20 protein-coding genes and 1 pseudogene are annotated in these 18800 nt (G+C 29.8%); 11 read left to right on the top strand and 10 right to left on the bottom strand.

The annotated features are described in order from the left end of the window. Position 1: 1 nt before the first annotated feature. Positions 2 to 859: a Gfo/Idh/MocA family protein gene (locus CAMP5063_RS02235; RefSeq protein ID WP_337194739.1), complete on the bottom strand. Its 858-nt coding sequence runs from the start codon at positions 857 to 859 to the stop codon at positions 2 to 4. Further along, on the bottom strand, positions 856 to 1932 hold the full coding sequence (locus CAMP5063_RS02230) for a DegT/DnrJ/EryC1/StrS family aminotransferase (protein ID WP_337194765.1): 1077 nt from the start codon (positions 1930 to 1932) through the stop codon (positions 856 to 858). Before CAMP5063_RS02230 ends, CAMP5063_RS02235 begins: the two co-directional genes overlap by 4 nt. Before the next feature lie 108 nt (positions 1933 to 2040). Between CAMP5063_RS02230 and alaS the strand changes: the two genes are divergently transcribed. The 5 genes from alaS to CAMP5063_RS02205 all read left to right on the top strand — a co-directional run bounded on the left by alaS (position 2041) and on the right by CAMP5063_RS02205 (position 8601). Next, the gene (alaS, locus tag CAMP5063_RS02225) at positions 2041 to 4578 is read left to right on the top strand and encodes an alanine--tRNA ligase (protein WP_337194738.1); all 2538 of its coding nucleotides are present in this window, start codon (positions 2041 to 2043) and stop codon (positions 4576 to 4578) included. Beyond that, entirely contained in the window at positions 4578 to 5120 is a 543-nt protein-coding gene (maf, locus tag CAMP5063_RS02220; protein WP_263725742.1) for a septum formation inhibitor Maf, read from the top strand. Before alaS ends, maf begins: the two co-directional genes overlap by 1 nt. Further along, positions 5120 to 7051, top strand: coding sequence for a PBP1A family penicillin-binding protein (locus CAMP5063_RS02215; protein ID WP_337194764.1), 1932 nt, complete (start codon positions 5120 to 5122; stop codon positions 7049 to 7051). The genes maf and CAMP5063_RS02215 overlap by 1 nt, the downstream gene beginning before the upstream one ends. Before the next feature lie 84 nt (positions 7052 to 7135). Continuing rightward, positions 7136 to 8029 carry a protein-methionine-sulfoxide reductase catalytic subunit MsrP gene (gene msrP, locus CAMP5063_RS02210; protein WP_133318683.1) on the top strand — a complete coding sequence of 298 codons (894 nt, stop codon included), beginning with the start codon at positions 7136 to 7138 and terminating at the stop codon, positions 8027 to 8029. Beyond that, the gene (locus tag CAMP5063_RS02205; RefSeq protein WP_337194737.1) at positions 8029 to 8601 is read left to right on the top strand and encodes a sulfite oxidase heme-binding subunit YedZ; all 573 of its coding nucleotides are present in this window, start codon (positions 8029 to 8031) and stop codon (positions 8599 to 8601) included. The genes msrP and CAMP5063_RS02205 overlap by 1 nt, the downstream gene beginning before the upstream one ends. Before the next feature lie 45 nt (positions 8602 to 8646). Here the strand turns inward: CAMP5063_RS02205 and CAMP5063_RS02200 are convergent, their stop codons facing one another. From CAMP5063_RS02200 to CAMP5063_RS02185, 4 genes are all read right to left on the bottom strand, one after another. Next, entirely contained in the window at positions 8647 to 9171 is a 525-nt protein-coding gene (locus tag CAMP5063_RS02200; RefSeq protein WP_220566893.1) for a DUF2165 family protein, read from the bottom strand. A 66-nt stretch (positions 9172 to 9237) separates the two neighbouring features. After that, positions 9238 to 11358, bottom strand: coding sequence for a heavy metal translocating P-type ATPase (locus tag CAMP5063_RS02195; protein ID WP_337194736.1), 2121 nt, complete (start codon positions 11356 to 11358; stop codon positions 9238 to 9240). Then, on the bottom strand, positions 11348 to 11539 hold the full coding sequence (locus CAMP5063_RS02190; RefSeq protein ID WP_263659023.1) for a cation transporter: 192 nt from the start codon (positions 11537 to 11539) through the stop codon (positions 11348 to 11350). The genes CAMP5063_RS02195 and CAMP5063_RS02190 overlap by 11 nt, the downstream gene beginning before the upstream one ends. After that, positions 11540 to 12085: a GNAT family N-acetyltransferase gene (locus tag CAMP5063_RS02185; protein ID WP_220566897.1), complete on the bottom strand. Its 546-nt coding sequence runs from the start codon at positions 12083 to 12085 to the stop codon at positions 11540 to 11542. An 80-nt stretch (positions 12086 to 12165) separates the two neighbouring features. On the opposite strand from CAMP5063_RS02185, the gene CAMP5063_RS02180 reads away from it, so the two are divergent. The 6 genes from CAMP5063_RS02180 (at position 12166) to CAMP5063_RS02155 (ending at position 15916) form a co-directional block, all read left to right on the top strand. After that, a complete protein-coding gene (locus CAMP5063_RS02180; RefSeq protein ID WP_263709189.1) occupies positions 12166 to 12873 on the top strand; it encodes a YebC/PmpR family DNA-binding transcriptional regulator in 708 nt (235 codons plus the stop codon). 9 nt (positions 12874 to 12882) lie between these two features. Next, entirely contained in the window at positions 12883 to 13365 is a 483-nt protein-coding gene (locus CAMP5063_RS02175) for a peptidylprolyl isomerase (protein ID WP_337194735.1), read from the top strand. A 48-nt stretch (positions 13366 to 13413) separates the two neighbouring features. Next, positions 13414 to 13842: a trehalose-6-phosphate synthase gene (locus CAMP5063_RS02170; RefSeq protein ID WP_263676102.1), complete on the top strand. Its 429-nt coding sequence runs from the start codon at positions 13414 to 13416 to the stop codon at positions 13840 to 13842. 50 nt (positions 13843 to 13892) lie between these two features. After that, complete coding sequence (locus tag CAMP5063_RS02165) at positions 13893 to 14498, top strand: DedA family protein (protein WP_263661035.1); 606 nt, start codon at positions 13893 to 13895, stop codon at positions 14496 to 14498. A 126-nt stretch (positions 14499 to 14624) separates the two neighbouring features. Beyond that, positions 14625 to 15401, top strand: a complete 777-nt coding sequence (locus CAMP5063_RS02160) for a threonine/serine ThrE exporter family protein (RefSeq protein WP_220566900.1) — start codon at positions 14625 to 14627, stop codon at positions 15399 to 15401. Further along, positions 15398 to 15916 carry a threonine/serine exporter family protein gene (locus CAMP5063_RS02155; RefSeq protein ID WP_133318673.1) on the top strand — a complete coding sequence of 173 codons (519 nt, stop codon included), beginning with the start codon at positions 15398 to 15400 and terminating at the stop codon, positions 15914 to 15916. Before CAMP5063_RS02160 ends, CAMP5063_RS02155 begins: the two co-directional genes overlap by 4 nt. Here CAMP5063_RS02155 and argS read toward each other — a convergent pair. The 4 genes and pseudogenes from argS to CAMP5063_RS02135 form a co-directional block, all read right to left on the bottom strand. Next, entirely contained in the window at positions 15913 to 17508 is a 1596-nt protein-coding gene (argS, locus tag CAMP5063_RS02150) for an arginine--tRNA ligase (protein ID WP_337194734.1), read from the bottom strand. The genes CAMP5063_RS02155 and argS overlap by 4 nt on opposite strands. A 9-nt stretch (positions 17509 to 17517) precedes the next feature. After that, a complete protein-coding gene (locus CAMP5063_RS02145) occupies positions 17518 to 17757 on the bottom strand; it encodes a twin-arginine translocase TatA/TatE family subunit (protein WP_133318671.1) in 240 nt (79 codons plus the stop codon). 1 nt (position 17758) lies between these two features. After that, positions 17759 to 18373 carry a guanylate kinase gene (gene gmk / locus CAMP5063_RS02140; protein WP_220566902.1) on the bottom strand — a complete coding sequence of 205 codons (615 nt, stop codon included), beginning with the start codon at positions 18371 to 18373 and terminating at the stop codon, positions 17759 to 17761. Further along, positions 18370 to 18800, bottom strand: a pseudogene (locus CAMP5063_RS02135) (highly acidic protein); the annotation flags it as partial. The gene gmk and the pseudogene CAMP5063_RS02135, both read right to left, overlap by 4 nt.

The following is an 18800-nucleotide window of genomic DNA, read 5'->3' as shown; positions in this document are numbered from 1 at the left end:
ATCAAACACCTTCTAAAATTTCTTGCACTCTCAAAGCATCTTCAATGCTAGCTAAATTTTCACAAACCCCATTTTGTAAAAACTCAAAAAAAGCCTCATGCTCAGCATATAAAGGAGAATTTTTATATAAATTTGGAATTTTTTGCATATTAATAAAAAGTTCAAAATTTTTAAGATCAAGTTCATAAGTATGTTTTTTACCTAAAAGTGTGATCTTTCTTATAATGCATTGTCCATTCCAACTATCATGGATGTTTGCTAAAATATTTTCCAATTTTAAACCTATCATTACCTCATCTTCAAATTTATCATGATGAAAGCTTTTATAAACATTTGCTTTTAAAATTTGTTCTTGACTTAAAAATCTAACTAAGTCAATATCATGCACACTAAGATCACTTAAAACACCCACATCATTTATTCTTTGTGGATAAGGAGAAATTCTTTGTATGTTAATACTTATAATCTCATCTTCTAAAAGTTTTTCTTTTAAAGTTAAAATAGCCGGATTAAATCTCTCACAAAAGCCCACCCCTACTCTGACTTTATTTTCTCTAGCTTTTTGCTCTAAAATTAAAATTTCATCTACATTTAATGCCAAAGGCTTTTCTATTAAAACATTTTTTATTTTAGGAAAAACCTTTAAAGCTATATCTAAATGCGTATGAGTAGGCGTGGCAATGATAACACCATTAAGATTTTGTGCTAAAAAATCATCAAAATTTTTATGAAAAAAGTGTTTAAATTTATCTTTACAAAAAGGATCATAAAGATGAATTTCTTTTACTTTTAAATTACGCTCGAGTTCTCTTAAATGGTTTTTACCCATTTTACCAAGGCCTATAAGCCCTATTTTCATTTAAAAGCCTCAATCACTCTAGCTTGGTGCTCTTCTTTTAAAAATGCACTCATAGGTAAGGATAAAATTTCATCACTTAATAGCTCCGTATTTGGCAAATCACCTTTTTTATGAGCAAGATAATCGAAAGCTTCTTGCAAATGAAGCCCCAAAGGATAATGCACCGCAGTAGGTATACCTTGCTCTTGTAATTTTTGCATGAATTTTTCTCTATTCTTTACACGCACGCTATATTGAGCCCAAGCACTCACAAAATCATCTTTTTTTGGCGGTAAAATACAATTTTTTAAATTTTCATCATAAACTTTTGCTATTACTTCTCTTTTTTTAATCTCTTCATCTAAGTATTTTAATTTCACATTTAAAACAGCCGCTTGGATGGTATCAAGCCTTCCATTAATACCGATGTATTTATGCTTATATCTTTGCACTTGTCCATGATTTAAATAAATTTTTATTTTTTGTGCTAATTCATCATCTTGGGTAAAAATCGCCCCGCCATCTCCATAAGCACCTAAAGGCTTAGACGGAAAAAAGCTTGTGCAAGATATATCAGCTATAGAACATGATTTTACACCCTTTTGACTAGCTCCAAAACTTTGCGCACTATCTTCTATCAAAGCAATGTTTTGACTTTTACAAAGTTCTTTTAAAGCAAACATATCAGGCATAAGTCCAAAAATACTCACAGCAATTATAGCTTTAGTTTTAGGCGTGATAGCGCTTTGAACTTTTTCTAAACTAAGATTATAATCTTTAAAATCAATATCTACAAAAACAGGCTTAGCACCGATTAGAGCAACCATTTCAGCCGTAGCTATAAAGGTAAAACTTGGCACTATTACCTCATCATCCCTACCCACACCCAAAGCCATCAAGGCTAAAAATAACGCGCTTGTGCCACTTGAACAGCCTATTGCATATTTAACACCTACATATTTAGCCAAATTATTTTCAAATTCTTCTAATTTTGCACCACCTATAAAAGAGGTGCTTTGTAAAACTTCACCAATAGCCTCATCGATTTCATTTTTATAAGCATTATATTGAGCATTTAAGTCTATAAAAGGAATTTTCATTATATTAACCTTATAAATTTAAAATCATGATTATAAGATAGTTTTACTTAATTTAAAGTATTTTTGGTATTATTTTAAGCAAAAAACTAGCTAGGAAAATCTATGGATATAAGAAAAGAATATTTAGAATTTTTTAAATCAAAAGGACATGAAATCACTCCTTCAAGCCCTTTGGTGCCTGATGATGCAACTTTACTTTTTACTAATGCAGGTATGGTACCTTTTAAAAGCATATTTACCGGAGAAGTACCACGCCCTAATCCTCCGCGTAAAACAAGCTGTCAAACTTGTATAAGAGCCGGTGGAAAACATAATGACTTAGACAATGTAGGCTATACGGCAAGACATCATACTTTCTTTGAAATGCTTGGGAATTTTAGTTTTGGAGATTATTTTAAAGAACAAGCCATTGCTTATGCTTGGGAATTCGTAACTGAAGTTTTAAAATTACCTAAAGAAAGATTATATGTAACCGTTCATGAAAGTGATGATGAAGCATATGAGCTTTGGCAAAAACATATAGAAAAAGAAAGAATTTATAAATTTGGCGATAAAGATAATTTCTGGCAAATGGGCGATACTGGACCATGCGGGCCTTGTAGTGAAATTTTTTATGATCAAGGCGCTGAGCATTTTAATTCTAGTGAAGATTATATGGGTGGAGATGGAGATAGGTTCTTAGAAATTTGGAACCTAGTTTTTATGCAGTATGAAAGAAGTGCAGATGGAACGCTTACTCCATTACCAAAACCAAGTATTGATACAGGCATGGGGCTTGAAAGAGTTAGTGCTATAAAAGAAGGAAAATTTAGTAATTTTGATAGTTCTTTGTTTATGCCTATTATTGAGAGTATTGTAAAACTTTGCGGTAAAACTTATACTTATGAAAGCGGAGCTAGTTATAGAGTAATTGCTGATCATATAAGATCAAGTGTATTTTTACTTGCTCAAGGAGTTGGGTTTGATAAAGAAGGCAGGGGCTATGTTTTAAGAAGAATTATGCGTCGTGCCTTAAGACATGGATATTTGTTAGGTCTTAAAAGAGCTTTTATGTATGAGCTTGTAGATGTAGTTTGTGAGTTAATGGGTGGGCATTATACTTACTTAAATGAAAAAAAAGAATTTATTAAAGAACAAATCAAACTAGAAGAAGAAAGATTTTTAAGCACTATTGAAAATGGTATAGAAATTTTTAACGAAGAACTTAAAAAAACTAAAGATATTTTTAGTGGTGAAGTAGCTTTTAAACTTTATGATACTTATGGTTTTCCGCTTGATTTAACCCAAGATATGCTAAGAGAAAAAAATCTTAGTATAGATGAGGCTAAATTTAATGAGCTTATGCAAGAACAAAAAGATAGAGCTAAGGCTTCTTGGAAAGGAAGTGGGGATAAAGCGGTTAGCGGGGACTTTAAAGTTTTATTAGAAAAATTTGGCAAAAATACTTTTAGTGGTTATGAAAATTATGAAGAAAAAACTAAAATCATGGCTATTTTGGATGAAAATTTTAAAATCATAACCGAAACTAAGGCAGGAGATATAGCGTGGTTAATGCTTGAAAAAACTCCATTTTACGCAACAAGTGGAGGGCAAAGTGCTGATATAGGTTTTATCAATGAAAATGAGGTTTTAGATACACAAAAATTCTTTGATATTAATCTTAGTCAAGTGAAATTAAAACAAGATCTTAAAACAAACGATGAAGTGTTAGCTTGCATAGATACTAAAAAAAGAGAACAAATCGCAAGACATCATAGTGCGACACATTTATTACACCATGCTTTAAGAGAAATTCTTGGCTCACACATTAGCCAAGCAGGTTCTTTGGTGGAACATAATAAATTAAGATTTGATTTTACTCATCCAAAGGCTCTAAATAAAGAAGAATTAAAGCAAATAGAAGCTTTGGTAAATACTTACATCATGCAAGCAAATGAAGCTAAAATTGAAATTTTAGCTTTAGATGAAGCTAAAAAAAGTGGTGCAATAGCTTTATTTAGTGAAAAATATCAAGAAAAAGTAAGAGTTTTAACCCTAGGAGCTAGCAAAGAGCTTTGCGGTGGTACTCATGTGAAAAATAGCTCTGAAATAGGAAGTTTTTACATCATCAAAGAAAGTGGTGTTAGTGCTGGGGTTAGAAGGATAGAAGCGGTGGTAAGTAAAGCTGCACTTGATTATGTTAGTGAAAATTTAAAAGAGCTTAATCAAGCCAAAGAAGAGTTAAAAACTCATGATATTTTAAGCTATGTAGCAAAATTAAAAAATGAAATAGCTAGTTTAAAAAATGAATTAAAAAATTCAAACAAAACAGAATTAAACTCTAAAGAATTAAATGGCATTCAATATTGTGTACAAAAAATAGATAGTGGTGATATAAAAACTATGATAGATGAGTTTAAAAATAAATTTAACAAAGCTGTAATTTTACTTTTACAAGAAAAAAAAGGTAAGATTATCATAGCAGCAGGTGTTAAAGACACTTCGTTAAAAGCTGGTGTTTTGGTAAAAGAAATTGCACAAATGCTTGGTGGAAACGGTGGCGGTAGAGATGATTTTGCAACAGCTGGCGGTAAAGATACAAGTAAAATAGAACAAGCACTTGATCATGCTAGAAAAATTATAGAAGAAAGTCTTGCTTAATGCTTTATTTAGCTTCAAGTTCGCCTTCACGCGTTGCTTTATTAAAAGAAGCAAATATCGCTTTTGAGCAAATTATTATCGATTATGATGAGAGTTTAATAAAAAAAGATAATCCAAGCTCTTATGTGCAAAAAATTGTTTTAGAAAAAGAAAGACAATTTTTTGCAAAATATCCTGATTTTAAAAATGTTTTATTTGCTGATAGTATAGTTTGTACTCAAAATATCATTCTTACTAAAGCTAAAAGCGATAATGAAGCTTTTAATATGCTCAATTTACAAAGTGGTAAAAGTATTAGCGTTTTAAGCGCGATGATTTTAGTTTTAGAAGATAAAAAGATTTTCAATCTTAGCAAATGTGATTTGATCTTAGATAAATTTGATTTAAAAGATATGCAAGAATACATTGATTCAAAACTTTATCAAGGTAAAGCCGGTGCTGTGATGTGTGAGGGATTTCATAAAAAATACATTAAAAAAATCATAGGTCATCAAAGTACAGCGCTAGGGCTTAATATAGAACTTTTGAAAGCATTTTTATGATAAAAATTTTAAAAATATTTCTTTCTTTTTGTATAGTGTGTGCGGTTGGAGTTTTTATATTTATTGCATATTTATTTTCTGATTCTGATTTAAATCAATACACTTTTAAAGATTATAAACCACCTCTTACAACACAAATTTTTGATAAAAATGGAAAATTAGTTGCAAATGTTTTCGAGCAACACCGCTTTTATGCTCCTTATGAAGAACTTCCACCAAGACTTATAGAAGCTTTGGTAGCCATTGAAGATACTAGCTTTTTTGAACATGGCGGGGTTAATATAGATGCAATTTTTAGAGCAGCTATTAAAATCATAAGAAGCGGTGGAAAAACTATGGAAGGAGCTTCCACTCTTACTCAACAATTCATAAAAAATACAGAATTAACTCCTGAGCGTACTTTGAGCAGAAAGCTAAAAGAAGCTTTGCTTGCATATAAGATAGAAAGTACTTTAACTAAAGAGCAAATTTTAGAAAGATATTTAAATTTCATCTTCTTTGGACATGGATATTATGGAGTAAAAACTGCTGCACTTGGGTATTTTAGAAAAAATTTAGATGAGCTTAGCTTAAAAGAAATTGCCATTTTGGTAGGTATGCCAAAGGCTCCAAGTACTTATGATCCTACTAGACATTTAGATCTTTCTTTAGCTAGAGCAAATAGCGTAGTACAAAGGATGTATAATCTTGGTTGGATTTCTAAAGAAGAGTATGAAAATGCCTTAAAAGAAATTCCAAAAGTATATGATGATACCTTAACACAAAATGCAGCTCCTTATGTAACCCAAGAAGTTTTAAAACAACTAAGCGGGATTAAAGACTTAAAAAGTGGTGGCTATAAAATAGAACTTGCTATCGATCTTGATGTGCAAAATATTGCAAGAGAAGCCTTAAAATTTGGCTATGATGAAATAGTTAAAAGAGATAAAGATGCAAATTTAAGCACACTCAATGGAGCTATGATAGTAGCAAATCATCAAAATGGAGACATTTTAGCCTTAGTTGGCGGGGTAAATTACACAAAAAGTAATTTCAACCGCGCCACTCAAAGCTTAAGACAACCGGGGAGTTCTTTTAAGCCTTTCTTATATCAAATTGCCATTGACATGGGCTATTCTCCTATGAGTAAGGTTGCTGATATTTCAAGAATTTTTGAAAGTACTAAAAAAGATGAGAAAGATTGGAAACCTAAAAATTATGGTGGAAAATTTCTAGGACTCATAAGTTTAAAAGAAGCGCTAACTGGCTCAAGAAACCTAGCTACCATAAATTTAGCTCTTGCCCTAGGACTTGATGTAATCCACGATAAGCTTCAATTTATGGGCTTTGAAAACATACCAGTTGATTTATCTATAGTTTTGGGTAGCTTTGGAATTTCCATTTATGATTATGCTAAACTTTACACGGTATTTGGAAACTATGGTGTGCAAAAAGACTTATTACTCATTAAAAGAGTAATCGATAAAAATGGTAAAATAGTAGTAGAATTTAATTCCGGAGAAAGAAAAATCAGCGAACCTGAACAAGCCTTTTTAGTCAATGATATGATGCAAAATGTTGTAAAAAAAGGCACTGGGCGTAATGCTAGAGTAGAAGGGATTGAAATAGCTGGAAAAACAGGCACTTCAAATAAAAGCATTGATGCGTGGTTTTGTGGCTTAACTCCTGAAATAGAAGCTATCATTTGGTATGGAAATGATGATAATAAGCCTATGAAACAAATAGAAGGTGGGGCAAGAACTGCTGCGCCGGTTTTTAAAGAATTTTTAACAAAATACTTAGAACTTTATCCTGATAGCGCTAGAAAATTTATCATCCCAAAAGGGGTTTATCAAGGAATTTATGAAAAACAAAGAGAGTACTACACCAATACTTCTCCATTTCCAAAAAACAATCCTGCTCTATCTGAAAACAATGAGGTAATTTTTTAAAAATATTTTTTATAAAATAATAAAAATTATCCTTCTATTTTCCTTTATATGTTTTAATATCACAAAATATATAAAGGATGCTTCATGAATATCACAAACGAACAATTATATAACAAAAGACGCCATTTTTTAAAACTAGGTGCTGGAGCTTTAGTTAGTTCAGCTTTAGTTCAATCTGAATTAATGGCATTAAATTTCTTTCCTGATCCTAATAATGAAAAATTAAATTTAAGTGAAGAAAAAATTGCAACTAATTATGTTAATTTTTATGAATTTTCTACTGATAAAAAAAGAGCTGTTGAGCTTGCAAAAAATTTCAACACAAATGGTTGGAAAATAGAAGTTAGCGGGGAAGTTGAAGAACCTTTGACTTTAACTATGCAAGATTTATTGGCTTTTCCATTAGAAGAGAGAATTTATAGATTTCGCTGTGTTGAAACTTGGTCCATGGTGGTGCCTTGGGTTGGTTTTGAATTGCGTGCTTTAATAGAAAAATGTAAAGTTAAAAGTGAGGCTAAATTTATAAAATTTACCACTCTTTTTGATAAAAATCAATTTGCCGATCAAGCCTCATTTTTTCCAACTCTTGATTATCCTTATGTAGAAGGCTTAAGATTAGATGAGGCTATGCACCCACTAACACTTATGGCTGTGGGCATGTATAAAAAGCCTTTATTAGGACAAAATGGAGCACCGATTCGCCTTGTAGTTCCATGGAAGTATGGCTTTAAAAGTATAAAATCTATTGTAAAAATAGAATTTACCAAAGAACAACCTAAAAGCACATGGGAGTTAGCAAACCCTAGAGAATATGGATTTTATGCTAATGTTAATCCAAATGTCTCTCACCCAAGATGGTCTCAAGCAAACGAGCGTCCTTTGGGAGATTTTTTCACTAAGCCTACGCAAATGTTTAATGGCTATGAAAAAGAAGTAGCGCATTTGTATAAAGATATGGATTTAAAGGTTAATTTTTAATGAGCAAAAAAGTTTATAATATCAGTGGATTTTTAGCTTTTGTTTTAAGTATTGTTTTTAGTGTTTATCAAATCATGCAAGAATTTGATATTGTAAAATCTGTATATTTTTATAGTGGTGTATTTGGCTTAATCTTTTTTGGATTAAGCCTATTTTTTTCACTTTTAAAGTATAAACACACAAAAGATTACCCTAAATTTTTAGGTTTTTATGCATTTTTTTGGGCTTTGATTCACTTTTTTAATTACTTTGCTTTTAGTAAAAATTTAGATTTAATGCTTTTTTTCAAAGATACTTTTAGTAAAAATTTAGAATTTAGTGGTTTTATAAGCTTTTTCATACTCACACTTATGTTTATAAGCTCATTTAAGCTTTTTAAAAAATTAAGTAAGATAAGAAAATTTGGCTATTTTTGCTTTTTACTAGTATCTTGGCATTATTTTTTATCTGCAAAAATACCGCAAATTCCACATTTTTTAGCACTGAGCCTAGCTTTAATTTTCTTGTTTTTTAAATTATGGAATAATTACAAAAAAAGAAGAAATAAATATTTACAAGCTCAATCATTATAAAAACATTTTATATTTTCCACAAACCCTCAACAGAGAGTTTGTGATTTAATCATCGTTTTTAATACTAATATAAACTAATGCTAAAAGCATATAGGTTACTAATCTAGTAGCATCAGGCAAACCATTCCAAGTTTTACTCATCCACATGCCAAACCACTCTGCAGCCACTACTTGAAAACCAAAAAACCATAACAAACAACAACAAGTTAAAGCAATGATTCCAAATTTTTTAGCTTCATGGAAAGTTTTTGCATCTAAATTTCTTGCTTTAAACATATCTAAAGCACCTTTTAAAGCAGTCAGCATAATAAAAGCTTCAAAACAAATAATAAAGATATAGGCAATATGATGGATCGTAGAATTTGTAATAGCCCTATAAATAATAGCATTACCTAAATAATCAGGCTTAGTATCCATACTCATAACATGTTTTACAAACTGAAAGTTTGAATTATAATCAGTTATATTACCAAAAACAACAATAGCAGCCAAAGAGGCAACGGTAAGCAAGATAATCATTTTAGAATATCTTATTACACTCATCATAGAAAAACTACAATTGCAATTCATTAAATACTCCTTTTTGTTAAAGTTATATTAATATAATACAACAAATATTAAATAAAACTGAAATATCTAACGCAATCTCAAAGAATTGACTACAACCGTTACTGAACTAAAACACATTGCTAAAGCTGCCAAATGCGGACTAAGACTTATAAATGGCACAAGACCTGCCGCAATGGGAATACATAAAGCATTGTAAACAAAAGCCCAAAAAAGATTAAGTTTGATGATATTTTTAGTTCTTTGAGAAAGCTCAAAACAATAAGCTATTAAAGATAAATCATCTTTTATCAAAATCAAATCTCCGCTTTTTTTAGCAAGCTCACTTGCTTTAGAAAAACTTATGCTTGCGCTAGCTAAATTTAAAGCAGGAGCATCATTGATACCATCTCCTATAAAAAGAACTTTTTCTTTTTTGATTTTTTCTTTTATGAAATCAAGTTTTTGCTCAGGTTTTAAATCAGAATAATATTCATCAACATTAAGCTCATTTGCTATTTTAGTAACACTTTTTTTATTATCACCACTTAAAATAATACTTTTTATACCTTTTTGTTTTAAATTTGCTATCAAATTTTTAGCTTCGTTTTTAAGTTCATTTTTTAAACAAACCCCGCCAAGACAAATATTATTTTTTGCAAAATACAAACATATAGGTGCTTGATCTTCAAATTCTTGCAAAAATTGCTTACTTTTTTGTATATCAACACTATTTTCAAGCATTAATTTCTCATTGCCTATTAAATATTTATCTTCATTTTCCTCATAAAGCAAACCACTACCCACTAAAACACTTAATTTTCCTTGTAAATTTAAATTTATATTCAATTCTTTAATAAAAGCCTTTGCAATAGGATGTGAGCTTAAATTTTCAATTTGGGTAAGTTTTTGAAAATCTTCTTGAGTAAGATTATGCTTATAAACACTTAAGTCATCTTGGCTTAAAGTGCCTGTTTTATCAAAAATAGCAAGTTTTATACTAGCTAAATTCTCTAATACCGCTGGATTTTTTACTAAGATAAAATTTCTTGCACCATTTGCTAAAGCACTAACTATGGCTATAGGGGTTGCTAAGCCCAAAGCGCAAGGACAAGAGATTAAAAGAGTGGCACAAGCATGTAAAAATGCTGCGTTGACTCCTTCTTTAAAATACCAAAAAACAAACACAAAAAGCGATAAAACAATAATACAAGCTACAAAATAAGCTGAAATTTTATTCGCTAAATTTGCTAAAGGTGTTTTGACATTACCTGCTTTAAAAACAAGATCTTTGATTTGCTCTAATGAGCTTTCAATCGCCTTTTTATTAACTTTAATCTTTAAACTTCCATTAATCAACACACTTCCTGCTAAAATCTCATCATCTTGCTTTTTCAAAAGTGGTAAAAACTCTCCTGTTAAAAAACTCACATCAACCTCAGCCTCGCCTGCTATAATTACCCCATCAGCAACAACGCTTTCACCCTCTTTCACTAAAATCACATCATTTTCTTTTACAAAAGCACTAGGTATGCTTTTTATACTTGCATCTTCTAAGATTATATTAGCTTTTTTAATATCTATATTTTTTAGTTTGTTTTGATATTCTAAGGATTTAAATTTAGCCTTTTCTTCTAAGTATTTACCTAATAAAACAAAGCTTACAATCATCGCTCCGCCACTAAAATACAAATAACCATCTTTACTAAATACCTCAAAATACACAAAAAAAGAATATATAAAAGAAGTAAAAGCGCCTAAAGATATCAAGGTATTCATATCTAAATTTTTATGTTTTAATCCTTTAAGAGCGTGGATAAAAAAACCTTTTCCGCAATAAAAAATCGCTATCATAGATAAAAACATTTGAATTAAAGCAGAAACATTTCCTTGAACAAACATTTCAAAATACATCACAATAGAGCTTAAAATTATACTCATAATAAGCTTTGTTTTCATATTTTTAAGCTCTTTGAGTTTAAATTCGTATAAATTTTGTTCTTCGTGCAATATCTCAAAACCCAAAGCTTTGATTTTTTCTTTGATCTTTGCTTCTAAAGATAAATCTTTAAGCAAAAACACTCCACTAGAATTGACATAAGAAACACTTACATCTTCTACCCCATCAATTTTTGCACAAACTTTTTCTATAGCATTAGAGCAATTAACACAAGTCATATTGCCTATTTTTAACTTTAACTCATGCTTCATCTGTCTCAAAACCTAAATCTTGCAATTGTTTTTTAAACTCTTCAACTTGCTCTGCTTTTAAATCAATCTCTATACTTTTATTTTCAACACTTATTTGCATAGCACCAAATTCATCTTCCAATGAAGCTTTGATTAAATTTACACAACTTTGACAATTAATATTTTTAGTTTTTATAATCATTTATTCTCCTTTTTCTCTGTATTCATATTTATGAGTGTGAAAAATTTTATTTTTTATAAATTTAAAACCCATTTTTTCATAAAGCATTTTTGCATTTATATTTTCATCTTCTACGATTAATGAAAGTTTTTTATCATTTTTCAAAGCTTCATCGAAGGCATATTCAATCAATTTCTTAGCAATACCTTTCCCTCTTGCCTTTTCATCCACGCAAATACTATCTAAATAAAACTCATTATCACATTCTTTTAAAACTTTTTCATTAATTCCTAAAAATTCTAAATGCTCATTTAAAGGCTTATCTAGCTCATCTGCCAAAGCCCCATCATAAAAACAAATCACACCTAAAATTTCATTATCTTCTTCATAAACATATATATTTTCATAGCTTAAACGATTATTTTCTTGAGTGAAGAAATTTTCTAAAACCTCTATGGCTTTTTGATGATCATTATAGCCACTAAGTTTATATATAAAATGATCCATTGCCAAAGCAAGCAATTGTATGCATTTTTTAACATCATCTTTCCTAGCTTTTCTGATCACTCTTTTGCTCCTTTAAAATCAAATTTAGACTTCTTAGTTTATACTTTTAACTTTAAAACAATATAAGAAAGAGAGAATTTATGGGAAGAGCGTTTGAATATCGCAGAGCCTCTAAAGAAGCAAGATGGGATAAAATGAGCAAACTTTTTCCAAAACTTGCAAAGGCTATACAAGTAGCAGCAAAAGAAGGCGGAGCTGATCCTGATATGAATCCAAAGCTTCGTAGTGCCATAGCTACTGCAAAAGCTAATAATATGCCAAAAGACAATATCGATGCAGCTATTAAAAGAGCAAGTGGAAAAGATAGTGCTGATATTAAAAATATCCACTATGAGGGAAAAGCAGCACATGGAGCTTTAATCATTGTTGAGTGTATGAGTGATAATCCTACACGCACAGTGGCTAATGTAAAAGCAATTTTTAGCAAAAATGGTGGAGAAATTTTACAAAATGGCTCTTTAACTTTTATGTTTTCACATAAAGCTGTTTTTCATCTTGAAAAATATGATGGAGATCTAGAAGAACTTGAACTTGAACTCATTGATGCAGGACTTGAAGAACTTGAACAAAATAAAGAAGAATTACTAATTATAGGTGATTACACTGCTTTTGGTGAGCTTAGTAATGCCATAGAAAAAAAAGGCTTAGTGCTTAAAAAAGCAGGACTTGAATATCTTGCTAATAACCCCGTAAGCTTTAGCGAAGAGCAACTTCTTGATATTGAAAAATTGCTTGATAAATTAGAAGATGATGATGATGTACAAGCAGTTTATACCAACATAGAATAGGAGCAAAAAATGCTTAAAAAAATCGACATAAAAGATGCAAAAAAATACAATTTTGCTATCATTAGCACCGAAAAAAGTGATATGAAATTAGAATTATTTCCCGATGAAGCGCCACAAACTGTGTGTAATTTTGCCAACTTAGCCAATGAAGGTTTTTATGATGAGCTTGTTTTTCACCGCGTGATTCCAAATTTTGTAATACAAGGTGGCTGCCCTTATGGTATAGGTTCAGGTGGCCCTGGTTATGAGATAGAATGTGAATGTGACGATCAAAAACACAAGCACTTAAGAGGTAGCTTATCTATGGCTCATGCTGGTAGAGATACAGGTGGTTCACAATTTTTTATTTGTCACAGCCCACAACCTCATTTAGATGGAGTGCATACTATCTTTGGACAAATCAATCCTGAAGACAAAGAAAGTTTAGAAGTACTAGATAGCATTAGAGCAGGAGATAAAATCAAAACTATCCAAATTTTAGAAAAACTTTAATTTTACATCTCCTTAAAATTGTGCTATGATTTTTTAAGGAGATTAGTTATGCATTTTATTTTTATTTGTATTCATCTTATCTGTGCTATATTTTTTATAGCCTATGTATTTTTTGATGTTTGTGTTTATTGCTTTGCTTATAAACACGAAAGCAAAGAAGATTGCGATAAAATTAAAAAAGCCTATACCAAGTCAAGTATTTTTATTTTTGCTAGTATTTTTATCTTACTTTTATTGAGTGGTTTTTATCTTTTAAGTTTTTATGAATTTAATTCTTTTTGGGATTTTTTTGCAAGCAATTTTGGAGTATTTTTATTTATCAAGCTTTTGCTACTAATAACAATGTTAGCTTTAACTTGTTATTCTTTGTTTTTTATAAAAATTTTAAAAAGAAAAGATCCTTTAAAATCTCACTTGATTGCATTGATTTTATGCATTTTAATAGCCATTTGTGCAAAAGCCATGCTATATTTTTAAAACATTAAAACTAAATTTATATCATTAGTTTAAAAAATTAAAGGGTGTTTATGCTTGGTGATATTATAGATTTTTTACTTACTCTTGCAAAAGATTGGGGTTATTGGGGGATTATCTTTCTTATGTTTATAGAAAGCTCCTTTTTTCCTTTTCCTAGTGAAGTAGTCATGATACCTGCTGGATATTTAGCCCATCAAAACGAACTTAACTTTTGGCTATGTCTACTTTGTGGGACTTTTGGAGCTCTTTTGGGTGCTTTATTAAATTATTACTTATGTTATTTTTTAGGGCGTAATGTTATTTTAAAAATATGTAAATATTTTGGAGTTAATGAAACAAAATTTGCTCAGTTTGAAGCCTTTTTCAATAAACATGGTGAAATATCAACATTTAGTGGTAGATTAATCCCTGGATTGCGTCAATACATTTCTTTACCTGCTGGACTTGCAAGAATGAATTTGAAAAAATTTATATTTTATACTAGTTTGGGAGCTGGAATTTGGTGTTTGATTTTACTTATATTAGGTTATATTTTAGGTAAAAATGAAGACTTACTTAAAGAATATCTACATTTTGTTATTATTGCTTGTATTATTTTTATAAGTATGCTTTTAGCTATTTATATTTATATACAAAAAAAGAAAAATCGCACTTAATTTTTTTAACTTCCTTAAATTACCTAGTGCATATATTTTTAATATTTTTACAAAAATATTTTAAATTTATAAGATTTTATATTTTAATTTTGATAAAATCTTTAAAAACTATTTTAAAGAATATTTATGCAAAAACCATCAATTCAAAATTTAACTAATTTTTTAATCGAATATATTAGCGTTTTTCTAAGTGCAGGAACTTACACAGCAAGAGTAGCAAAATGTGTTGGAAGGATAGCTAATGCGTATGGTTATGAAATTAATATGAATTTTTTCTTTCATCATACTACGCTAAATATTTTTGATAAAGATGATAACTCTATACAAAGAACCTACATCATACCTAACAAACACAATCATATTAATTTTAAACTTATTTTAGAACTTAGTGCATTAAGTTGGCAAATTCATGATCATAAATATAATCTAGAAGAAGCCAAAATTTCTCTTTTAAAACTCAAACAAACCAAAAGAAATCCTTTTTTAGCTAATTTATTTTTAGTTTCAGCAGCAAATTCGGCCTTTTGTAAGCTATTTGGGGGAGATTTTTATGGATGTTTATTTGTATTTTTAGCTACTTTGGTGGGTTTTAGTTTGAGAGTTTTACTCACTAGAATAAAAATTGATTTAAGAATTCAATATATTTTTTGCTCTTTTTTATCTTCTTTTATTGTGTTTTTTGGAGTGGATTTAAAGCTTATACAAGAAGCAAATATTGCTTTGGGTTCTAGTATCTTGTATTTAATACCTGGAGTTTATTTTATAAACTCAATTATAGATATTTTAAAAGATCACATACTTATGGGTTTTAGTCGTATTATTAGTGTGGCGATATTGGTATGTTGTATTGCTATTGGAATTTATACCACTCTTAGCATTAGTGACTTTGGAATTTTAAGATGATTGATTATTCTTCTATACTTTGGGATATGTTTTTTGCAGCTTTAACAGGATTTGGTTTTGCTTATGTGTGTAATCCACCCTTTAAAACACTCATACTTTCAGCCATATTAGCCGCTATAGCTCATGGTATGCGTTTTACTCTAATGGGCTATTTTGGCTTTCAAACCTTGGCTATTGCAACCTTTATAGCTTCTTTTAGTATAGGCTGTCTTGGTTTGTTTTTAGCTAAGATTTTTAAAACACCTGCTGAAATTATAGCTTTTCCCGCTCTTATCCCTATGATACCCGGAATTTACGCATACAAAGCTATATTGTATTTGATTTCTTTTATACGCTCAGAGGATATTGGCGAAAAAACTAATTTTTTGATTCATTTTTTTGATTATTTCTTTACAACACTTTCGGTAACATTAGCTCTAGCAGTAGGAGTAAGCATAACCTTGCTTTTATTTTTTGAACAAAGCTTTATGATGACAAGAAGTATTAAAAAAAGCAAAAATCACGATCAAAATTAATCGTGATTCATTTTATTCTTTGCCTCTATTCCCATAAGCGCAAAAGCTGTTTTAATACTCAAGGCACATATAGCAAAAAGTTTTAAAAGCTCATCTTCATTGCTTGAGCCAACAACTTTATTTTCATTATAAAATTTATGAAATAAAGAGGCTAAATTTTTTAAATAATCAGGAATTTTTTGCAAGGCTCTTGATTCGAATGCATCATTAAGTACTGCTTTTAAATTTAAGCTTTCAAACAAAAGATTCATACCATCTTCATTTAAACTCTCAAATTTAGCATATATAACATCATTTACACTCTTACCTGCTTTGGCAAATACTTGATGAATTCTCGCATGAGCATAATTAATATAATACACAGGATTAGAGCTATCTTCTTTTTTAAACTCATCTACATCAAATTCCAAATGCGTATCACATTTTTTACTGATAAAAATATATCTTAGCACATCACTACCAAGTTCTTCTAAAACATCGCCCATTAAAATGAAATTTCCTGCTCTTTTGCTCATCTTATAAGGCTCGCCATTTTTTAAGAGTGAAACCATTTGTGCTAAGATAATTTCAAGATTTTGACTATCATGACCTAAAAATTCCATAGCAGCTTTCATTCTAGCTATATAGCCGTGATGATCAGCTCCCCATATATTGATACACTTATCATAACCACGACTCATTTTATCTTTATGATAAACTATATCAGCAGCTAAATAAGTTCCTTTTCCATCATCTTTAATAATCACACGATCTTTTTCATCACCTTTAGCACTTGATGCAAGCCATATTTTACCATCTTGCTCATAAGTACCACCATGCTCTTTTAAGGCTTTTAAAGTATTTTCTAATTCACTATAATAGCTTGTTTCACTCACATAAGTATCAATAAATATCTTAGCATCGGCTAAATTTTGCTTAATAATTTTTAGCATTTTATCCTTAGCCCAAAGCGCTAATTGTGGAATATTTCCTTCTATAAAAAAATCTTTTTCAAATTCAGCAAAAGCCTCTTTTGCCACATCTATGATATATTCACCTTTATAATACTCATCAGGATATCGAACTTGCTCTTTTAAACAATGCTCTTTTACTGCAAGCAATATAGAAAGACCTAAAAGATAAATTTGATTACCCGCATCATTAACATAATATTCTGTATCAAATTTATATCCTAAATGTCTAGCAACCCTAGTTAAAGTATCACCAAAAATAGCCCCTCTAGCATGCCCTATGTGTAAAGGTCCTGTTGGATTTGCACTAACATATTCAAGTAAAAAACTCTGCTCTTTTTTTTCATCTTTTGCAAAACTTTCACTATCACCCAAAGCTTGCGTAGCCAAAGAATTTAAAAAAGCCTTTGAAAGCTTAAAATTTACATAACCATTTAAAGCCTCTACACTTTCAAAACAATCACAATCTTTTAACTTAGCAACAATATCATTAGCAATTATTACAGGGTTTTGCCTTAATTCTTTAGCTAAAGAAAAAGCCAAAGGTGTAGCAAAATGGGCTAGATTTTTATTTTTAGGATTTTCTAAGATAAAATCTCTTCCTAGTTTCTCTTTAATTTCTTTATAAACTAAAGTTTTCAACGTATCGCCTTAAGCTTTTTTTGTTTCTTCATTATTTTCTTTTACCAGCACATCTTTCTCGTTGATTTTTTCAATTTTTTGTGCATCTTCTTGAACGATTTTTTTATCATCATCAGTATTCATTTCATCTTTAAAAGTTTTAATACCTTTTCCTAAACCTTTAGCAAGCTCTGGAATTTTTTTAGCACCAAAAAGTAATACTACAATAAGTAATATGATTAACCATTGGGTTCCACTTGGCATATGCATTTTATTCTCCTTTATTCCATTGAATTTGAATTTGTTTTAAATCATGTTTTGTACTTTTTAATTTTGAAGCTTCAAAAACTGCTTCTAACTCCCTATAACTTTTTTCAAGATCATCATTGATGATTAAAAAATCATATCGATCCAAATAAGCCATTTCATCACTAGCATTTTCTAATCTTTTGCTAATATCTTCTATTTTATCAGTATTTCGCTTAAGCAATCTTTTTTCAAGTTCTTTTTTATCTTTAGTTGTGATAAATACAGAAGTAATATAATTAGGCATTTTTTCTTTAGCTATGCAAAAGCCTTGCACATCTATATCAAAAATGACACTTTTACCCTCTTGCAATGCTTTTTTTACAGGAATTAACGATGTACCATAGTAATTTTTATGCACTAAAGCCCATTCTAAAAAATCACCTTTTTCTATACCTTGTTTAAATTCTTCTTCACTGATAAAAAAATAATCTACTCCATTTTTTTCATTTTCTCTAGGAGCTCTTGTTGTACTAGAAATAGAAAAATAAATATTATCTTTTTCTTTAAAAAGTTTTTGAAGCAAGGTACTCTTACCTGCTCCACTTGGCCCTGAAATAATTAAAATTTGACCGCTCAATGTTTATCCTCATCAAAGCTTATATTGATGTTTATATTCATCTTCATACCTTTCAAGGCTGCCTTTAAAGTATCATCAGTAATACTTGAAGTAATGGTTTGAGCTATACTCTTACTAAGCTCATTTACCATTTCATCTTCTTGTAAATTTTCTATTTTTTCTTGAGTGCTTAATCTATTTTCTTCTTTCTTTTCTACAATAGCTGGAGCAAGCTCTTCGCCTAAAGCCAACATAATATCATTTTCATTTAAATTTGCAAACTCATCTTGTGTATCGTCTAAAATTTCGCTCATATTTTCCTCTATATTTTCCTCTATATTTTCCTCTATATTTTCCTCTATATTTTCCTCTATATTTTCCTCTATATTTTCCTCTATATTTTCCTCTATATTTTCCTCTATATTTTCCTCTATATTTTCCTCTATAT

The sequence above is a fragment of the Campylobacter sp. RM5063 genome (assembly GCF_024723655.1).
GTDB lineage: Bacteria > Campylobacterota > Campylobacteria > Campylobacterales > Campylobacteraceae > Campylobacter_D > Campylobacter_D lari_D.
This window is presented reverse-complemented; position numbering and strand designations above follow the sequence as displayed.